Source organism: Rhodococcus sp. 05-340-2, from assembly GCF_002258915.1.
In the GTDB taxonomy this organism is placed as follows: Bacteria; Actinomycetota; Actinomycetes; order Mycobacteriales; family Mycobacteriaceae; genus Rhodococcoides.
Genome location: NZ_NOYU01000027.1, coordinates 161,307 through 179,445, shown reverse-complemented (window position 1 = coordinate 179,445; position 18,139 = coordinate 161,307). Strand labels below are relative to the sequence as shown.

General features: G+C 66.3%; 17 protein-coding genes. 3 read left to right on the top strand and 14 right to left on the bottom strand.

Annotated features, from left to right (window positions below; all coding sequences use genetic code 11):
- Positions 1-24: 24 nt before the first annotated feature.
- Together CH271_RS15840 and CH271_RS15835 are read right to left on the bottom strand one after the other, a co-directional pair.
- Entirely contained in the window at positions 25-687 is a 663-nt protein-coding gene (locus CH271_RS15840; protein ID WP_037189750.1) for a response regulator, read from the bottom strand.
- 10 nt (positions 688-697) lie between these two features.
- Positions 698-1,825: a sensor histidine kinase gene (locus CH271_RS15835; RefSeq protein ID WP_094634537.1), complete on the bottom strand. Its 1,128-nt coding sequence runs from the start codon at positions 1,823-1,825 to the stop codon at positions 698-700.
- Positions 1,826-2,102: 277 nt separating this feature from the next.
- On the opposite strand from CH271_RS15835, the gene CH271_RS15830 reads away from it, so the two are divergent.
- On the top strand, positions 2,103-2,759 hold the full coding sequence (locus CH271_RS15830) for a hypothetical protein (RefSeq protein ID WP_143546062.1): 657 nt from the start codon (positions 2,103-2,105) through the stop codon (positions 2,757-2,759).
- A complete protein-coding gene (locus CH271_RS15825; RefSeq protein WP_094634182.1) occupies positions 2,756-4,150 on the top strand; it encodes an alpha/beta-hydrolase family protein in 1,395 nt (464 codons plus the stop codon). The genes CH271_RS15830 and CH271_RS15825 overlap by 4 nt, the downstream gene beginning before the upstream one ends.
- A gap of 28 nt (positions 4,151-4,178) precedes the next feature.
- On the opposite strand, the gene CH271_RS15820 is transcribed toward CH271_RS15825, so the two are convergent.
- Genes CH271_RS15820 through gatC form a run of 3 tightly spaced genes read right to left on the bottom strand, consistent with a single transcriptional unit; the run spans position 4,179 to position 7,036 of the window.
- On the bottom strand, positions 4,179-5,261 hold the full coding sequence (locus CH271_RS15820; RefSeq protein WP_094634181.1) for an alpha/beta hydrolase: 1,083 nt from the start codon (positions 5,259-5,261) through the stop codon (positions 4,179-4,181).
- Positions 5,262-5,267: 6 nt separating this feature from the next.
- Positions 5,268-6,740 carry an Asp-tRNA(Asn)/Glu-tRNA(Gln) amidotransferase subunit GatA gene (gene gatA, locus CH271_RS15815; RefSeq protein WP_094634180.1) on the bottom strand — a complete coding sequence of 491 codons (1,473 nt, stop codon included), beginning with the start codon at positions 6,738-6,740 and terminating at the stop codon, positions 5,268-5,270.
- Positions 6,737-7,036 (bottom strand): Asp-tRNA(Asn)/Glu-tRNA(Gln) amidotransferase subunit GatC, encoded by a 300-nt coding sequence (gatC, locus tag CH271_RS15810; RefSeq protein WP_068045762.1) that lies wholly within the window; start codon positions 7,034-7,036, stop codon positions 6,737-6,739. The genes gatA and gatC overlap by 4 nt, the downstream gene beginning before the upstream one ends.
- A 363-nt stretch (positions 7,037-7,399) precedes the next feature.
- Between gatC and CH271_RS15805 the strand changes: the two genes are divergently transcribed.
- Positions 7,400-8,050, top strand: coding sequence for an amino acid-binding protein (locus CH271_RS15805; RefSeq protein ID WP_037189761.1), 651 nt, complete (start codon positions 7,400-7,402; stop codon positions 8,048-8,050).
- A gap of 28 nt (positions 8,051-8,078) precedes the next feature.
- Here the strand turns inward: CH271_RS15805 and ligA are convergent, their stop codons facing one another.
- The 9 genes from ligA to CH271_RS15760 all read right to left on the bottom strand — a co-directional run bounded on the left by ligA (position 8,079) and on the right by CH271_RS15760 (position 18,122).
- Positions 8,079-10,127, bottom strand: a complete 2,049-nt coding sequence (gene ligA / locus CH271_RS15800; RefSeq protein ID WP_094634536.1) for an NAD-dependent DNA ligase LigA — start codon at positions 10,125-10,127, stop codon at positions 8,079-8,081.
- 157 nt (positions 10,128-10,284) lie between these two features.
- Positions 10,285-10,467 carry a hypothetical protein gene (locus CH271_RS15795; RefSeq protein ID WP_032398339.1) on the bottom strand — a complete coding sequence of 61 codons (183 nt, stop codon included), beginning with the start codon at positions 10,465-10,467 and terminating at the stop codon, positions 10,285-10,287.
- A 65-nt stretch (positions 10,468-10,532) separates the two neighbouring features.
- On the bottom strand, positions 10,533-11,720 hold the full coding sequence (locus CH271_RS15790) for a GGDEF domain-containing protein (protein ID WP_052047530.1): 1,188 nt from the start codon (positions 11,718-11,720) through the stop codon (positions 10,533-10,535).
- A gap of 131 nt (positions 11,721-11,851) precedes the next feature.
- Positions 11,852-12,871, bottom strand: coding sequence for a methionine synthase (locus CH271_RS15785; protein ID WP_094634179.1), 1,020 nt, complete (start codon positions 12,869-12,871; stop codon positions 11,852-11,854).
- Positions 12,868-13,956: a tRNA 2-thiouridine(34) synthase MnmA gene (gene mnmA / locus CH271_RS15780; RefSeq protein WP_037189765.1), complete on the bottom strand. Its 1,089-nt coding sequence runs from the start codon at positions 13,954-13,956 to the stop codon at positions 12,868-12,870. The genes CH271_RS15785 and mnmA overlap by 4 nt, the downstream gene beginning before the upstream one ends.
- Complete coding sequence (locus CH271_RS15775) at positions 13,956-15,194, bottom strand: cysteine desulfurase family protein (RefSeq protein ID WP_094634178.1); 1,239 nt, start codon at positions 15,192-15,194, stop codon at positions 13,956-13,958. Before CH271_RS15775 ends, mnmA begins: the two co-directional genes overlap by 1 nt.
- Positions 15,195-15,276: 82 nt before the next feature.
- Positions 15,277-16,203, bottom strand: coding sequence for a lysophospholipid acyltransferase family protein (locus tag CH271_RS15770; RefSeq protein WP_052047531.1), 927 nt, complete (start codon positions 16,201-16,203; stop codon positions 15,277-15,279).
- A complete protein-coding gene (locus CH271_RS15765) occupies positions 16,200-17,018 on the bottom strand; it encodes a GNAT family N-acetyltransferase (RefSeq protein WP_094634177.1) in 819 nt (272 codons plus the stop codon). Before CH271_RS15765 ends, CH271_RS15770 begins: the two co-directional genes overlap by 4 nt.
- 147 nt (positions 17,019-17,165) lie before the next feature.
- Positions 17,166-18,122 carry an electron transfer flavoprotein subunit alpha/FixB family protein gene (locus tag CH271_RS15760; protein WP_037189773.1) on the bottom strand — a complete coding sequence of 319 codons (957 nt, stop codon included), beginning with the start codon at positions 18,120-18,122 and terminating at the stop codon, positions 17,166-17,168.
- Positions 18,123-18,139: the final 17 nt, after the last annotated feature.

The following is an 18,139-nucleotide window of genomic DNA, read 5'->3' as shown; positions in this document are numbered from 1 at the left end:
GCGCGCGTCGGTACCGTTCGGTCCTCACTTCGGTGTGACGACGCCGGTCTCGTAGGCCAGTACGACCGCCTGGGCGCGGTCGCGCAGTCCGAGCTTCGCGAGAACCTTGCCGACGTGCGTTTTCACGGTCTGCTCGGCCAGGAACAGTGAACCTGCTATCTCCGAGTTGGACATTCCGGTCGCGATCAGTTCGAGAACCTCGCGTTCCCGCGGAGTCAGATCACTCAGACGCGGAGACGTGTGGCGCCGCGCTCCCCGACGGGAGGTGACGTCGGCGATGAGCCGTCTCGTCACCGACGGTGCCAGCAACGCGTCGCCTGCGGCGACGACCCGAACACCTCTGATCAACTCCTCGGCCGGCGCATCCTTGAGGAGAAAACCACTCGCTCCGAGAGCAAGAGCCTCGTAGACGTAATCGTCGATGTCGAACGTCGTCAGCATCAGAATGCGCACCGGCGACGGAAGTGACGCAGAGAGAATCGCCCGAGCAGCATCGAGACCGTTCATCTCGGGCATCCGGACGTCCATCAGCACCACGTCGGGCAACAGCCGGGCGACCTCGCTGACCGCGGTCCTGCCGTTGTCGGCGTCTCCGACCACCGAGATATCGGCTTGAGCACCGAGAAGTGCACCGAACCCCTGCCGCACCATTGCTTGGTCGTCGGCGATGAACACCGTTGTAGCCACGCGCAACAGCCTAGGCGAGTTCGTTCCGGACAACCGATGCCGCCGAGATCGGCATGCCGTTCGGAACGTGTACCGCGACCTCGAATCCGCCGTCGGGCAGAGGGGTGGCATGAAGCCAGCCGTGCGCCGCGCGTGCACGATCGCGCATACCCGATATCCCGTGCCCACCGGTATCGGGTCGAGTGGTGCGTTCGACACCGGCGCTCGGTGGAGGCGCATTGACCACGGTCATGACGACGGTGCTCGGCCCCACGGTGATGTCGACGGTCACCGCTGCCTCGGGGGCGTGCCGAGCGGCATTGGACAGCGACTCCTGCAGAATTCGGTACAGCGCCAAACCTGTTGTGTCGGCTACCGATTCGACCTGCCCAGTGACAGTCCACCGCACGTCCATACCGGCCTTGCGGCTCGCGTGCAAGGTACGTTCGAGATCGAGTGCGTTCGGTGCCGGCGCGTCCTGCCACTGCTGTCCGTCGCTGCGCAGCACACCCAGCATTCCCCGGATCTCGTTGAGCGCCTCCCGTGCGGTGGCCGCGATCGACTCGAATTCCACTGCTGCAGAATCGGACACGTCATCGAGTCGGTACGGCGCACTCTGCGCCTGCACGACGACCATCGACATGTGGTGCGCAACAACGTCGTGCAGATCGCGGGCGATCTTGGCTTTCTCCTCGAGTACGGTGCGTCGGGTGCGCTCGAGCTCACTGACTTCCTCTTGCTGCGCGAGCTGTCTACGGGAGAGAACGAGCCAGCGGATCAACAGTCCGAACACCACGACCGCAGTCAGACCCACCGCCCAGCCGACGCCGTCCGAGCCCGGCATGTAGGCGAAGAACACCAGCATGCTGGCCAACCAGGCCACGAGCAGTACCGACACCGGCGAGCGCAGAGCGACGGCGAACAACAACGCCAGAAGGACGAGTATGTGCACTACCTGCCACGGGTAGTCGTAGCCGGGAACGCGGTCGAACGCTACCGGGATCACCAGAGCGAACAGCGCCGAGACGGCCCATCCCAGTGCGGGATTGACGCGGATCAACGCGAACGGAAACGCGGCCAGTGCGCCGACGATGGGCAGTAGCGGACCCGAGACCTCGTGTGTGACCGGCAAAGTCGGCCACGCAATCGAATACAGCATTGCCGTGACCGCCACGATCAGCACGTCGATCGAGCGGAATCCACCGATTCGAGTCGGCACTCGACGCCGCACCGCTGTGAGCTCGCCTTTTGCTGATCTGTTCTTGCGCACGCACCGAGCCTAGGGAGTGCGGGCCGACGAGGTCGTCATACCTGGGTATCAGTTCCGTGCAGTATCCAGGTATCGGTAGGACCCTCCGAACGTCCGAGGCAGGCACAGCAGAACGAGACTTCGGCGCGATGTTCGATGGGTCCCCGGCTCCCTAGCGTCGAAAGCCATGAACAGGAACACTTCTCGCGCCGTGATGGGCGCGGTCGCAGCGATGGTGGCGGTGATGGCGACAACCGGCGCAGCATCGACACCACCGGCCGCCGACTCGACTTCACCTGTCGCGGTCTCGGTACACGCACTGGTCACCGAGTCCGCGGACGCCGCCGCCCTGACCATCCCCGACAACTTCGGGTCCGTGATGGGGTACCGCCCTCGGGTGCAGGACGGCATGGCGGAGAACCCTCGCGGTGACTGCTCGTCACCGGTCCCGCTGCCGTCCGAGTTCGATTCCGCATGCAAGGCCCACGATCTGGGCTACGACCTGATCCGGTACGCCGCTGCGACAGGGACAACAGTGGACCCGCAGTGGCGCAGATCGATCGATGCCCAGCTGGAAGAGCGTATGCACGCCGCCTGCACGGACCGGACCGACGACGGGCCTCGCCGGATCTGCAATGCTGCCGCATCGGTGGCTGCCACGGCCGTCGACGTCAATTCCTGGCGACAGTCCTTCGGCGCACCTGTGTCCGAGCCCGCGCTGCCGTTCGCGGCGGTCGGCGCGGGCATCGCTCTGATTGCGCTGTCGGTCATCGCAACCGACCGATATTCGCGCCGACGCCGGCTGTCCACCGAACCGGTGTCCCGGCCGATCGAACCCGCATGATCGCGCCCGTCGTCGGAGTCACCGGAGTTGCCGATACGGCTACCCCGTCCACCCCGCCTGCGACGAGTGTCCTACTCCCCCGAATCGGCACCTCGGTGGCACTCACCGTTGCGGTGATGGTGTCGTCGGCTCCCTCCTTGCTCCCCCGGCCGGCCGTCACCCAGGCCTTGCTCACCGGCGTGCTGATGGCGAGTGCGCTCGCGGTCGCATGGTCGGCCCGTCGCGCGTTCGGCTCACCCACACCCGCTCGACCACGTCTGCAAGCCTGGTCGGCGAGTGCAGGCACACTGATGTCGATCGGTTCGATGACCGCGAACGTCATGTGGCAGAATCGATTACGGGTCGCCATGGATGTCGGGACGGTGAACTGGCGGTACGCAGCGGAGGTCGCGGCAGGGGCAATCTGCGTTGCAGTGGTTCTCTGCGGACTCGGCCGTGCGGCCACCGGGTTCGGCTGCGCACTCGGCGGGGGTCGAACGATGATCCTGATTGCCGTCGCAGGCCTTCTGTCGTATTCCGTTGCCGCGCCCACGGTCGGGTCTGTCATCCGAAACTCGTTCTCGGCCTCGAACTCCGTTGTAGACGAGACGATGCTCGCTCCGAGTTCGAACGCGAGATCAGGAGCTCCGTCCTCGCTCGTCCCGTGGCGCACGCTCGGCAGAGAGGGCAGGAAGTTCGTCTCCGGCGGTCTCGATCCCAGCACCGTGCGGGTCTACGTAGGGCTCGATTCGGCCCCGACACTCGATCAGCGAGTCGCGTCGGCCGTCGCCGACATGGATCGAGCCGGTGCATTTCAGCGCAGCGTCGTGATCGTCGCGATACCGACCGGATCGGGGTGGGTGGACGAGAACGCTGTCACCGGTGCCGAAAGCAGATTCGGCGGTGATGTCGCCACCGTGGCGGTGCAGTACTCGAACGCGCCCAGTTGGGCGACATTCCTGTTCGCCGAGGACGACGCGCGCAGTTCCGCGGACGCGGTGGTTCGCGCGGTCGCGGAGCGCGCGGCATCGGAACCTACACCGCCCGACGTCATCGTGTACGGCCAGAGTTTGGGCGCGGTGGCGGGCAGCGACGCATATCTCTCCATCGGGCGGAGCAATCCGGGTGTCTGCGGTGCCGTCTGGGCGGGACCGCCCGCCGGAGCCGTGAACACCGAGGGCGCAACGGTACTGGCGAATTCTTCGGACCCGGTGGTTCGATGGTCGGCCGACCTGCTGTGGTCACCACCGAACACGTCCAATACCCGACCCGACGCACCGATGCCGATGTGGCTCCCGATCGTCGGCTTCGTCCAGACGTCCGTCGATCTCGCCGCTGCGCTCGATGTCGGTGCCGGTCACGGCCATCGGTACGGAACCGACCAGGGCACCACGATGCACCGGTGTCGTTGATGGTGGTACTCCGAGACGACACCGTGCGTCAGTCGAGCAGACCCACGCGCCCGCCGAGCCAGTCCATCTCCTGTTCCAGCGCCGGAGCCCAGACCTGCATCGAGTGTCCACCGGGCAGCTCGCTGTAGTGCACGTCGAGGCCCGCAGCCTCTGCTGCCCTGTACGCTCGCTCGGTCTGCGGCCGGAACTCTTCGTCGTCGGCGCCCACGACGAAGGCACCGGCCGAATCGGGAAAGCTGGCGCGCGAGAGTATGTTCAGCGGAGTCGTGCGCTCGAAACGCGCCTCGTTCGCCGGGGTGTCCGTGCCGTATGCCGCTGCAACGGATTCACTTCTCGTGCCCCGACGTTGCTCGTCCTCACCGGAGATATCGAGAAAGGTGGGGTACACCGACGGTGCCGTCACCGCCAGCTGCAGCGCGCACGTTCCCCCATAGGAATAGCCGCCGACCGCCCAGGCCCTCGGATCCGAGGACACCCGAAAATTCGACCGAATCCACTGCGGCACATCGACCGACAAGTACGTCGCGGTATTTCCGAGATCCGAATCCATGCACATCGGATTCGCCTCGGTGTCCCCCAGGCCGTCGGCCACCACGACGATCGGGGCCGCGCCGCCGTGACGTGCTGCGAAGTCGTCCATCGTCTGGGCCAGACGACCACCCTCGATCCAGTCGACGACATGACCGGGTTGACCGGTGAGCAGCACCAGCACCGGTAGGTCGCTCGCGCCGGCATCGTACGACGCCGGAACGTAGACGGTCGCGGACCGCGCGGCGAAGTGCGACACCGTGCCCGGCACGTCCACGTCGACCAACCTGCCGGTGCCCTCGGCCTGCACGGCCGGTCGGTGGCCCAGTGCCACGGCCGCCGTCGGGTATCGAGTGACGGTCAGATTGGTGAGCACTGTCGCCGCCACCAGAAGCGAGGCACCGAGACCGAGAGCGCTCAGCGCGCCGAACACCGTTCCCAGGGCTCGGCCCCGCCGGACCCTCAGGACGACAGCAAGGACCAGAACCGCCGCCACGACAGCGGTCGCAGTCAACGCGACCGCCGGCACTGCACCGGACAGCAGGGGCAGATGAGCCAGATCGGCAGCCCACCGATGCAGCACCTCGAACTACCTCAGATCGCCGCGAGCGGCCTCGTATGCGGCACCTACGCGGTAGAGCCGCTCGTCCGCGAACGCCGGAGCCATGATCTGCAGACCCACGGGAAGTCCGTCCTCGGAGGCGAGACCCGACGGTACCGACATCGCGCAATGACCCGCGAGGTTCGTCGGCAGCGTGCACAGGTCGTTGAGGTACATCGCCATCGGATCGTCCACCTTGTCCCCCAACGGGAATGCCGTCGTCGGGGTCGTCGGCGACACCAGCACGTCGACCTTCTCGTATGCGGCATCGAAGTCACGGGCGATCAACGTGCGCACCTTGAGGGCCGAGCCGTAGTAGGCGTCGTAGTATCCCGCGGACAGGGCGTACGTCCCGATCATGATGCGACGCTTGACTTCCGGTCCGAACCCCTGCGCGCGCGTGGTGGCCATGACCTGCTCGGCGCTGTGCTTGCCGTCGTCGCCCGCCCGCAATCCGTACCGCATGCCGTCGAACCGAGCCAGGTTGGACGACACCTCCGACGGGAGGATCAGGTAGTAGGCGGCCAACGCGTGCACGAAGTTGGGGCACGACACCTCGACCACCTCGGCACCGAGTTCGGTGAGTGTCGCCACTGCGGCATCGAAGGACGAGATGACACCCGGCTGGTACTTGTCCGAGTGCAGTTCCTTGACGACACCGACACGCACGCCCGTCAGGTCACCGCGAGCACCCTCACGTGCCGCTGCGACCACCGGTCGAACTGCCGTCTCCACCGACGTGGAGTCCCGCGCGTCGTATCCGGCGATGACCTCGTGCAGCAACGCGGTGTCGAGCACGGTCCGGCCACACGGGCCGCCCTGATCGAGTGACGAGGCACAGGCGATCAGTCCGTAGCGCGAGACGCTGCCGTAGGTCGGCTTGGTTCCCACGGTGCCGGTCAGTGCCGCCGGCTGACGGATCGATCCGCCGGTGTCGGTGCCGATGGCCAGCGGGGCCTGGTACGACGCGAGCGCCGCAGCGCTGCCGCCGCCCGAGCCGCCGGGGATGCGGGTGGTGTCCCAGGGGTTCTTGGTCGGTCCGTAGGCCGAGTTCTCGGTGGACGAGCCCATCGCGAACTCGTCCATGTTGGTCTTGCCCAGCACCGGAATGCCCGCTGCGCGCAGCTTGGTGGTCAGCGTCGCGTCGTACGGCGACATCCACCCGTCCAGAATCTTGGATCCGGCCGTCGTCGGCATGTCGGTCGTGGTGAACACGTCCTTGAGGGCCAACGGCACGCCGGCCAGAGCCGATGCCGGTGCATGCCCCGCAGTCAATCCCGCATCGACGTCGGTCGCCGCTGCGAGCGCCTCGGCTCCTGCGACATGCAGAAAAGCGTGCAGGTCACCATCGACCTCGGAGATTCGGTCGAGATGCGCCTGAGTCACCTCGACGGCGCTGATCTCACGCGCGTGGATACGGGTGGCGAGCTCGGACGCGTCGAGCTTCGTCAGGTCGGTCATTCGCTCTCTCCCAGAATCTGCGGCACCGCGAAACGGCCCTCCTCGGCGTTCGGTGCACCGGACAGCGATTGCTCCGGCGTCAGGCCGGGAACGATCACGTCGGGACGCGTCACATTCACGATGTCACTGGGGTTGGCCGTCGGCGGAACGTCGTCCGTCGCCACCTCCGCCACTGCCTTGACGTGATGAAGAATCGAATCCAACTGGCCGGCGAACTCGTCGAGTTCGGCGTCGCTGAGAGCCAAGCGCGACAGCCGGGCGAGGTGAGCGACCTCGTCGCGGGAGATGTCTGGCACCGCGTAGACCCCTTTCAGACAGTAGGAGCGGAGCCTGCAGAAGCGGCCCCGTATTCGTACAGAGCGAACCTCACGGGTTCGCGAACGCGGTCCAGCCTAGTGCGTAGTGTTACGCGGGCTTTCGCGCACTCCTCGTGGGCACAGCGGGTGTCGGAATTGTCACGGCCCGCGTTGCGCGACGTACCGGACAGGTCGAAGATGCAAGGATTGCTCGCGCCGGGGTGCATCGTGTTTCCCGGAGTGGAGCCTGCGGAACGACCCCGGACCGACCCCGGAACGACCCGGAGCGACATTCCACCTGCCAGCAACGACCGATGACGCTGGGGTGGCCGAAGTACATCAGAAGTCGAAAGGGAGCGTGACATGTCCTACCTGCTCCGCGTCCAACTGCCGGACCGGCCGGGCAGCCTCGGATCGTTGGCCGTCGCGCTCGGTTCGGTCGGGGCGGACATCCTCTCCCTCGACGTCATCGAACGCGGTGACGGTTACGCAGTCGACGATCTGGTGGTCGACGTTGCTCCGGGTTCGCTTCCGGACACGCTGATCACTGCTGCCGAGAACCTCACCGATGTCCGGGTCGATTCCATCCGCCCGTACACCGGCGTCCTCGACACGCACCGCGAACTGGAATTGATCGATCGCGTCGCAGCGGCGTCCGACGATCGACTTCAGGTGCTCGTCGACGGAGCTCCCCGCGTCCTTCGAGTGGGGTGGAGCACTGTCGTCGCCACCAACGCGCACGGCCCGTTCCGTCTGGTGGGCAGCTCGGGGGCTCCCGAGACTCACGCCGCGGAGCTACCGTGGTTCCCGCTGCACGCCCCCGCCGCTCTGGATTCCGACGCCGAGTGGGTGCCCCAGGTATGGCGCGACATGGACACCAAGATCGCCGCTGCGCCCCTCGGCAACACCGGCACCGTGCTGATGCTGGGCAGGCCTGGAGGCCCGGAGTTCAGGCCCTCGGAGGTTGCCCGGCTCGGCTATCTCGCCGGCATCGTCGCGACGGTATTGAACTGACGCCACTGAACTGACGCGACCGGCCCGATCAGTCCGCCGAACCGGGTTCTGCGTCGGTCGGAGCCACTGCGTCGGGTCCCTCGGTCAACAGCAGGGTGAATCCCGCTTCGTCGAGCACCGGCACGCCGAGCTCGATTGCCTTGTCGTGCTTGGACCCAGGAGCTTCGCCGACGACGACGAACGCTGTCTTCTTGGACACCGAACCTGCAGCCTTGCCACCTCGCAGCAGAATCGCTTCCTTGGCCTCGTCGCGTGAATAGGACGTCAGCGACCCGGTGACCACGATCGACAGCCCCTCGAGATTGCGGTCGATCGACGCATCGCGCTCGTCTTCCATTCGCACGCCCGCGGCCCGCCACTTGTCGACGATGGCGCGGTGCCAGTCGACCTCGAACCACTCGGAGACCGCGGCCGCGATGGTGCCGCCCACCCCGTCGACCGCCGAGAGTTCCTCGACGGACGCTGCCCGGATCCGCTCGAGGCTGCCGAACTCCCCCGCCAGTGCGCGGGCTGCGGACGGCCCCACGTGTCGAATCGACAGACTGACCAGCACCCGCCACAGCGGCTGGTTCCGTGCGGTGGCCAGGTTGTCGAGCAACTTTCGACCGGTGGCAGACATCGCCCCGGACTTGGTGCGAAAGATCGCCGTCTTCATCAGGTCGTCTTCGGTGAGCGAGAACAGATCGCCTTCGTCCTCGATCGCACCGGTGGCCAGTAGGTCGGATGCGGCCTCGTAGCCCAGACCCTCGATATCGAATCGCTGCCGCTCGGCGACGAAGAACACTCGCTCGCGACGTTGCGCCGGGCAGAACTGCGAGTTGGGGCACCGCAGGTCGGCGTCGCCCTCCTTGGCCGGGGCCAGGGGCGTCGAGCACTCCGGGCACTCGGTGGGCATGACGAACTCGGTCTCGTCACCGGTCCTGGCGTCGACGACGGGGCCGAGAACCTCCGGAATGACCTCTCCCGCTTTGCGAATGGTCACGGTGTCGCCGATCAGAACGCCCTTGCGCTTGACCTCCGAGCCGTTGTGCAGCGTCGCGAGCGACACCGTGGAGCCGGCCACGAGTACCGGCGTCATGTACGCGAACGGCGTCACTCGGCCCGTCCGGCCCACGCTGACGCGGATGTCGAGCAGCGTGGTGGTGACTTCCTCGGGTGGGTACTTGTACGCGATGGCCCACCGCGGTGCGCGAGACGTCGTCCCGAGTCGACGATGCAGCGACATGTCGTCGATCTTGACGACCAGGCCGTCGATTTCGTGTTCGACGTCGTGTCGGTGCTGGTCCCAGTAGACGACTTTCTCGATGACGGCGTCGACGCCTCGCACGCGGGTCGTGTGGGTGGAAATGGGCAGACCCCAGGCGCGGAGTGCCTCGTAGGCGTGCCACTGCGACTCGGGTGTGAACCCCACCATGCGGCCGAAGCCGTGGCAGATCATTCCCAGACGACGCTTGGAGGTGACCGCCGGATTCTTCTGTCGCAGCGACCCGGCCGCCGAGTTCCGTGGATTCGCGAACGGGGGCTTGCCCTCGGCCACGAGTGAGGCGTTGAGCGCCTGGAAGTCCTCCAGCCGGAAGAAGACCTCGCCGCGCACTTCCAACAACTCCGGCACGGGGTACTGCTCGGTACCCGTCAGGGTGTCCGGGATGTCCTCGATCGTGCGTGCGTTGAGCGTCACGTCCTCACCGGTACGTCCGTCGCCTCGGGTGGCGCCGCGCACGAGCGTGCCGTTCTCGTACACCAGATTCAGTGCAACGCCGTCGATCTTGACCTCGCACAGATACTCCAGATCCGGCCCTGCCTCGGTCTCGACCCGTTTGGCCCAGGCACGAAGCTCGTCGTGATCGAACACGTTGTCCAAGCTCAACATTCGTTCCAGATGGTCGACGGCGGTGAATTCCGTCGCGAAGCCACCTCCGACGAGTTGCGTCGGTGAATCCGCCGTGCGCAGATCCGGGTGCGCCTCTTCCAGATCGTTCAGCTCACGCAGCAGCGCATCGAACTCGCCGTCGGACACGAGCGGCGCATCGCGAACGTAGTAGCGGAACTGATGACCGCGCACTTCCTCGGCCAGCATCTGCCATCGCTCGCGATCGGCCGACGACGCGGCGTCGAGTTCGACATCGACGGTCCCTGCGGTCTCGTCGTTTCCTACGGGCGGTTCGGTCGATTCGGGCACGTGTCGAAGATTATCCGACCCCACCGACAGAGTGGCACCGGCTGCAGCGCAGCGACTACCGTCCCATCAGACCCAGCAACAGCGTCGCGGCGACGATCGCCACCGCACAGATACCGGCCGTCAATGCGAAGCCGGTCACGAAGGAGTCGGCGTAGATGCCGCCGAGCACGGAGGCCATCACCGACAACAGCACTCCGGCGGGTAGTCCACGTCGCTGGGCATCCGATAGCCGATACATCGCACGATCATCGCAGAGGTCGCACCCGAGCACACCGGCGCATCGAACGACGTCGGTTCGAGGCCTCAGATCTCGTCGATCACCAAGCTGTTTCCACCGGACTGCTTGGACCGGTACATCGCCGCGTCCGCCGTGCGGGCTGCTCTGCCGACCACCGACTTGCCCACGTCCCACAGAGCCGAGTCCTCGCGCAACAACGCCATTCCCACACTGACGGTGACGGGGATGTCGTCGCGGCGGTCCCAGAGCACTCGTACGACGTCGAAGCCGAGATCGACCATCCCCCGCGCATCACCGACCATGGCGACGAGGAACTCCTCGCCACCGGTTCGGGCGAGCACTCCGCCCTGATGCCGGACCAAGCGGCGCAGCCGATCGGCGACCCGCACGATCACTTCGTCGCCGCGGCTGTGCCCGAATCGGTCGTTGACCGACTTGAACTTGTCGATGTCGACAACCAGGAAGGCCATGGACATACCCCGCTTGCTGGCCTGGTGCCACAGGTCCAGCAGTTCGCTGTCGATGCCCCGCCGGTTGTACACCCCGGTCAGTGGATCGAGAACCGACCGCTTGGCGTCGTTGGACAGCGTCGTCCACGCCACTTGAGCGAATACGGGTACTCCCACTGTCGCCAGAAGGAGAACCACCGTCGCGGTCGCGACAGCGGGTCCGTCGATGGAGTCCACCTCGCCGTCCATCACCGACAGGAAGGTCCGAACGCCGAACCCGATGATGAACGTCGCGGTCCACACGAGGTGCGCCACCAGCAGTCGCGGACTGAGGAAGTAGGTGCAGAACGCTCCGGTGACTGCGAACAGCACGGTTCCGATCAGCGACGCGACAGGTGCGTACAGAATCAACACCGAGGTCGTGAGAATGTCCCCGAAGGCCAGAAACACGACGAAGAATTTCTTCCCCGGCAGCGGTCCGAGGACGCACCGTGCGGCGACGAACACTTGAGTGACGAGAACGAAGAATACCCATCCGATCGCCACACTGCCCTGAGGACCGAGGTCGCTGAACAGCATCAGAATCGAGGTGAAGGCATAGATCGTGGTGGCGGTGCCGAACACGGCACGAATGATCCCGGTCAGCGGACGGGTCGACCGGTGATTGAGGATCCACTCGAAATCGTGTGGGGCCCGATACCAGTCGGAGGTGGCCGCGGCCAGTTTCGCGAGGAGACCTCGACGGTGCCTGCCGGAACGCCGGAGGGAGGCAACCTCATCGAAGTCCCGACCACCTGATGCCATTTCCGAACTCCCACGTATTCAACAGACCCCCAACGGCCATGTGAATAGTGTCACACCTGTTCGGCGTCCTGACGGGAGTGGGCTCGATCGGCAGAAGACCCCGGTGTTTCACTCCGACCGGCTGTGGGATCTCACAAAGAATCGGGTGAGTCTCCGAACGCGGCAGCCACATCGCGGGCGAGTCCTGTTGCGCGACGGGCCCACTCCGGTGTGCTGCCGGCCAATCCACATGCAGGCGTCACAGAGATACGGGAGGCGAGAACCGATCTGTCGAAACCGAGTCGGTCGATCAACGTGACACCCGGCTCGGCCAGTTCACGCCAATGGGGTGGTCGCACGGGGGCTTCGGACGGAATCAACCCGAGCATCAGCGTCTTGCCGGATTGCAGCAGCTCACCGATTCCGTCGAAGTCGCTGCGGCGCAGCGCAGTCGCGTCGACGGCGACCGCAACGGCGCGCGAACGGCGAAGCAGATCGAACGGAACGTCGCCGGCGCAGCAATGCACCGCAACGGGAAGGTCGATCGTCTCGATCAGCGAATCCAGCAGGTCGAGAACATCCGGTTCCGGGACCGCTCGCACCGAATCGAGCCCGGTGATGCCCGTCAGGCTACCGGCCAGAACGGCTGCGAGACTGGGTTCGTCGAGCTGAACGAGGACCTCGACTCCGAGCCGACGCGTCAACTCCGCGCAGTGCAGGCGCAGTCCTTCGCCGAGGGATTCGGCGAAATGCCGCAGCGCCCCGCGATCGGTCAGGGCCCGATGCCCGTGCCGAAGTTCGACCTGCGCTGCCATCGTGAACGGACCGGCGGCCTGGACCTTGATGGTGCGGCCGCTGCCGCGAAGCCCCGACACCTCCCACAGTTCCTCGAGCACGTCGAGGTCCTCGGCCAGGAAATCGGTCGCCCGGCGACCGGCGAGCATCGGACGTGGAACGACCCGATAGCCGGAGGTGCGCACGTCCAGTTCGACATCGACCATGATGGCTCCGGTGCGACCGATCATGTCGGCACCCAGGCCGCGGGCCGGAAGTTCGACGATGTGCGGTAGCTCGGTGAACTCCCCGACGACGACTGCCGCGGCCTCACGGATGTCGGTGCCCGGCCACGAACCGATGCCGGTCGACAGTCCAGCGAAATCGCTCGGTGTCACTCGCGCTCGGATCGAGTGCCCGAGATGGTCGAGCTACCGATGACGATGTCTCCGTGAATGTCCTTGCGGTACAGCACCGCTGCCTGCCCCTTGGCCACACCGGTCAGTGGAGCCCGCAGTTGGATCTCCATACCGTCGCCCGCTGCCTCGGCGACGGCCTCGGTCAGTCCGCCGTGTGCGCGAACCTGGACGACGCACTCGATGGGGCCGGTCGGGGCGGTACCTTCGGTCCATACCGCGCGGTCTCCGCTGATCGCCCAGACGTCGAGCTTCTGCGCAGAGCCGACCATGACCGTGCCACTGTCGGGTTCGATCGACGTCACGTAGCGGGGACGGCCGTCCGCGGCCGGTCCTTCCACGCCGAGACCCTTGCGCTGGCCGATGGTGAAGCCGTGCACGCCCTCGTGATCCGCCAGTTCGACTCCGGTCTCGGAGTCGACGACCTTGCCCGGGCGCACGCCGATACGGGCACCGAGGAATGCGCGAGTGTCGCCCGACGGGATGAAGCAGATGTCGTGACTGTCGGGCTTGTCGGCGACGGCCAAGCCACGCTCGGCAGCCTCCTCACGAATCTCCGACTTCGGGGTGTCTCCGATGGGGAACATCGCACGCGAGAGCTGCGCCTGGTTCAGTACGGCCAACACGTACGACTGGTCCTTGTCCGCATCCACGGCGCGGCGCAGCACTCCGTCGTGCAGCTGCGCGTAATGCCCGGTCGCTACGGCATCGAAACCCAGCGCGAGAGCGCGGTCCGCCAGAGCGGAGAACTTGATCTTCTCGTTGCAGCGCAGGCACGGGTTCGGGGTCTCACCGGCGGCATAGGAGGCGACGAAATCGTCGATGACGTCCTCTTTGAAGCGATCGGCGAAATCCCATACGTAGAAGGGGATCCCGAGTACGTCGGCAGCTCGGCGAGCGTCACCCGCGTCTTCCTTGGAGCAGCAACCACGCGAACCGGTGCGCAGGGCGCCCGGAGCGGTCGACAGAGCCAGGTGCACGCCGACGACGTCGTGGCCCTCGTCCACGGCACGGGCCGCGGCAACAGCCGAGTCGACTCCCCCGCTCATAGCAGCCAGAACACGCATCAGCGATTTCCTCCTCGAGCTCCGACGCCGGCCAATCCGGCGGCACGAGCGCGTTCGACGACCTGCGGCAGAGCCGCAAGCACAGTGGTGACGTCCGATTCGGACGAGCCGGTTCCCAGCGAGAACCGCAGTGATCCACGGGCGACGGCCGGATCGCACCCGAGCGCAATCAAGACATGACTGGCGCTGGCCACGCCTGCGGTACACGCCGAGCCCGTCGAGCATTCTATGCCTGCCGCATCGAGCAGCATCAACAAGGAATCGCCCTCGCACCCGGGAAAGGTGAAGTGCACGTTCCCGGCCAGCCGGTCGTCGCCTTCCGGCCCGTTGAGGATCGCGTCGGGAACGGCGTCTCTGATTCCGTCGATCAACCGATCGCGGAGCGCTCTCAGTTCTGCGCGGTGCCGCACCGAGTTCTCGACGGTCGACCGCAGCGCAGCTGCCATCGCGACGACGCCCGCAGTGTCCGGGGTGCCCGATCGAACGTCTCGCTCGTGCCCTCCGCCGTGGAAGAGCGGAACACACGGGACCTGGCGGCCGAGCAGCAGCGCTCCGACGCCCTGGGGTCCACCGAATTTGTGTGCGGCGATGCTGAGCGCGGACAGGCCGCTCTCGGCGAACCCGACGGGCAGATGCGGCACGGCCTGGACCGCATCGCTGTGCATCGGGACCCCGTACTCGGCGGCCACGGCTGCGAGCTCGGCGATCGGCATGACGGTGCCGATCTCGTTGTTGGCCCACATCACGGTGACGAGTGCGGTTTCGTCGGCATGCAGGGCCAGCTCGGCGCGCAGCGCGTCCGGAGTGACCCGCCCCTCCGCGTCGACCGGGAGCCAGGTGACACTCGCACCGTCGTGTGCGACGAGCCACTCCACCGCGTCGAGCACCGCGTGATGCTCCACCGAGCTGGCGATGATCCTGGTCAGTGCGGCATCGGAGTCTCGACGTGCGGCGAAGATGCCCTTGACGGCGAGGTTGTCACTCTCGGTGCCACCGGAGGTGAAGATCACCTCTGACGGGCGCGCACCCAGGTCGGCGGCGATCGACTCGCGAGATTCCTCCACCCGACGCCGAGCGGACCGACCGGAGGTGTGCAGCGAGGACGCGTTGCCCACCGTGGCGAACACAGAGGTCATCGCCTCGATCGCGCTCGGCAGCATCGGGGTCGTCGCTGCGTGATCGAGGTACACCGGTGGCCGCGGCGGGACGGGAGCAGTCGTACTGCGCACAGAAGGCATAACAGGCTAGACGATACCCGCTGCCGTGACCGCGGACCTACCTGCGCGAGGTGGGTCCGCGGTCACGGTGATCGATGCTCCGTCAGGCCGCCGCAACCGTCGGCGGCATCGGGCTGCGATCGGCCTCGGCCATCACCTCGTGCACGGTGGGGTCGTAGACGTCCTTCCTCGGTCGTTCCGCAAGCTCCACTCCGTCGCGTCGAATCGCGGCCTCGCACCGTCGGGCGAGGTCGCGTCGATCGCCACCGGGTGCCTCCGGGGCAGTGAACTCGACCTCGGCACGCAATCCGCGCAACCGGAAGATCCGGCCGATGGATGCACCGATCGTTTCGTCTCCCACGAAGCACGTGGCGGTGGTCTGCTCGCCGGTCCGGTCCAGGTAGCGCAAACGAATGGGCTGTACCCAGGTCTCCGAATCGATCGCGGCCTGAAGCAGCGCCGGCCGTAGCGAGCCGTATGCGCGACCACACCAGGTGGTGGCCTCGGGGAAGACGACGACCGATCCGCCGGCGCGGACACGATCGGCCACCTGATCGACGACGCCGGGGAGCTGATGCAGTCGAGCACGATCGATCGGAAGTACCTTCATGGCCCGCGCGAGGCGACCGAGCACCGGCCAGTCGATCAGGTCGGCACGTGCGACGAAGGTCGACGGCTGTACCGCGGTGAGCACGACGACGTCGGTCCAGGAGATGTGACCGGCGACGTGCAGTGCACCGGCGGCGGTTCGGGAGCGTTCGCGCTCGGAGCGAGCGTCGAGCACCGTCAGGTCGATCCCGATGGCGAACAGCAGAGTGCGAGCACCGATCCGCGTCAGCGAACGGCGAACCCGCGGGAAAGGAACCCCGAGGACGACCAGCACCGGCAGCAGCCCGAACGCCGCCACCGCCAGGACGATTCGGAGCGCTAGGACCACTCGTCCCACCGTCGGTGGGTTCTTCGGCAGACAGCCGTCACTGCACGGCGACGACGGCATCCACGCGTGCGCGCGCACGATCGGTCGTGTCACCGGACACCCGACTCGAACGTCGTTGCCGCCGAACGCAAGCGGTCGAGATAGCGAGTGTTGGTCTCGTGCAGGCCGAGCAGAGCGACGAAATCGGCGACACCGAATTCGGGATCGTGCGCCGGCTCACCGCAGATCGAGGCACCGAGTCGAAGGTAACCGTTCATCAACGGCGGCATCGAGGTTCGCTTCGCGGGTTCGATGTCGATCAGGTCCACCCCGTCGACGACGACCGGAGAATAGGGCCGGACCCGACGGTCGAGCGGCGTAGCGTGCTTGCCCAACAGGCGCTCTCGAACACTGCGAACGTTGGCCCCGATGGGGTCCCCTGGTGCCGACTGCATGGGCACCGACACGCAGCCCATCACCCACTCGTATCCCGTCACATCGAGGTAGTGCAGGATTCCGGCCCACATCAACCCGAGCACGGACCCGGATCGATGGTCGGGATGAACTGCAGCCCTTCCCATTTCGACGATATTCATGCCGACGGGATCGAGTGCGGAGATATCGAATTCGGTAGCCGTGTAATACCCGCCTGCAGACACGGCGGCCTGCGGCGGCAACATGCGGTAGCAGCCGACGAACGTGTCGGTCCACTGGTCACGAACGAGCAGGTGATCACAGAATTCGTCGAACCGATCGGCGTCGAGGCCGTCGGTGTCGGTGGGAATGGAAAACCCCGGCTCGGAAGCGAACACCTCGTAGCGCAGACGCTGCGCGGCGAGTCGGTGCTCCGGGTCGGTGGACAACACGAGCGAGTAGCGGTCGGTGGCCGGGACGATCGATGCAGTCGAGCTCATGACGGAAGTGGTCATGAGGTGTGTCTAACGAGCGGGGAAGGCCACCGGGCATCGTCGGGGAAACGTGTCGGAAGAGTTTGTGTGAACAAGGTTGCGCTGCTCGACACGACAGGCCCCCACCGCGCGGGCGGTGGGGGCCTGTCGGAACAGCGCTCGGAAGAGCTATCCCTTGTGCTTCTTGACTGCTTCGGTCAGCTGCGGTGCGACGTTGAAGAGGTCACCGACGATGCCGTAGTCGGCGATCTCGAAGATGGGCGCTTCCTCGTCCTTGTTGACCGCGACGATCGTCTTCGAGGTCTGCATGCCTGCACGGTGCTGGATGGCTCCGGAGATACCCAGTGCGACGTACAGCTGCGGGGAGACGGTCTTGCCCGTCTGACCCACCTGGAACTGGCCGGGGTAGTAGCCGGAGTCGACAGCGGCGCGCGAGGCACCGACTGCGGCACCGAGCGAGTCGGCCAGATCCTCGACGACGGAGAACTTGTCGGCACTGCCGACACCGCGTCCACCGGAGACGACGACCGACGCCTCGGTGAGCTCCGGACGGTCGCCGCCGACGATCGGGTCACGCGAGGTGACCTTGACGGCCCCCTCTTCCTGCGCGGGAACCTCGACGGTTTCGCGGGTGCCCGCTCCGGCCTTGGGCTCGGCCTCGACTGCGCCGGGACGCAGGGAGATGACCGGAACGTCGCCGTTGGCCTTCGCCTCGACGGTGAACGCGCCACCGAAGATGGAGTAGACGGCACTGCCGTCGCCGTTCAGGGCGACGACGTCGTTGTGGTAGCCCGAGCCGAGGCGTGCTGCGAGTCGTCCCGCAACTTCCTTGCCCTCGATCGTGGCTGCGGTGATGATCGCTGCAGGCGAGACCGACTCCGCGAGTGCCGACAGCACGTCGACCTTCGGGGTGACGAGGAATCCGTCGACTGCGTCGGATTCTGCGGCGTAGATCTTCTCGGCACCGGCTTCGGTCAGCGCGTCGGCGACCTTGTCGGTGGTGCCGACCGGGCCGGTGACGACCGCGGACGGCTCACCCAGCGCGCGAGCGGCGGTGATCAGCTCGGTGCTGACCTTCTTCAGTGTTCCCTCGACGTGCTCCACGAGCACGAGTACTTCTGCCATGACTTGCTCCTCGTTTG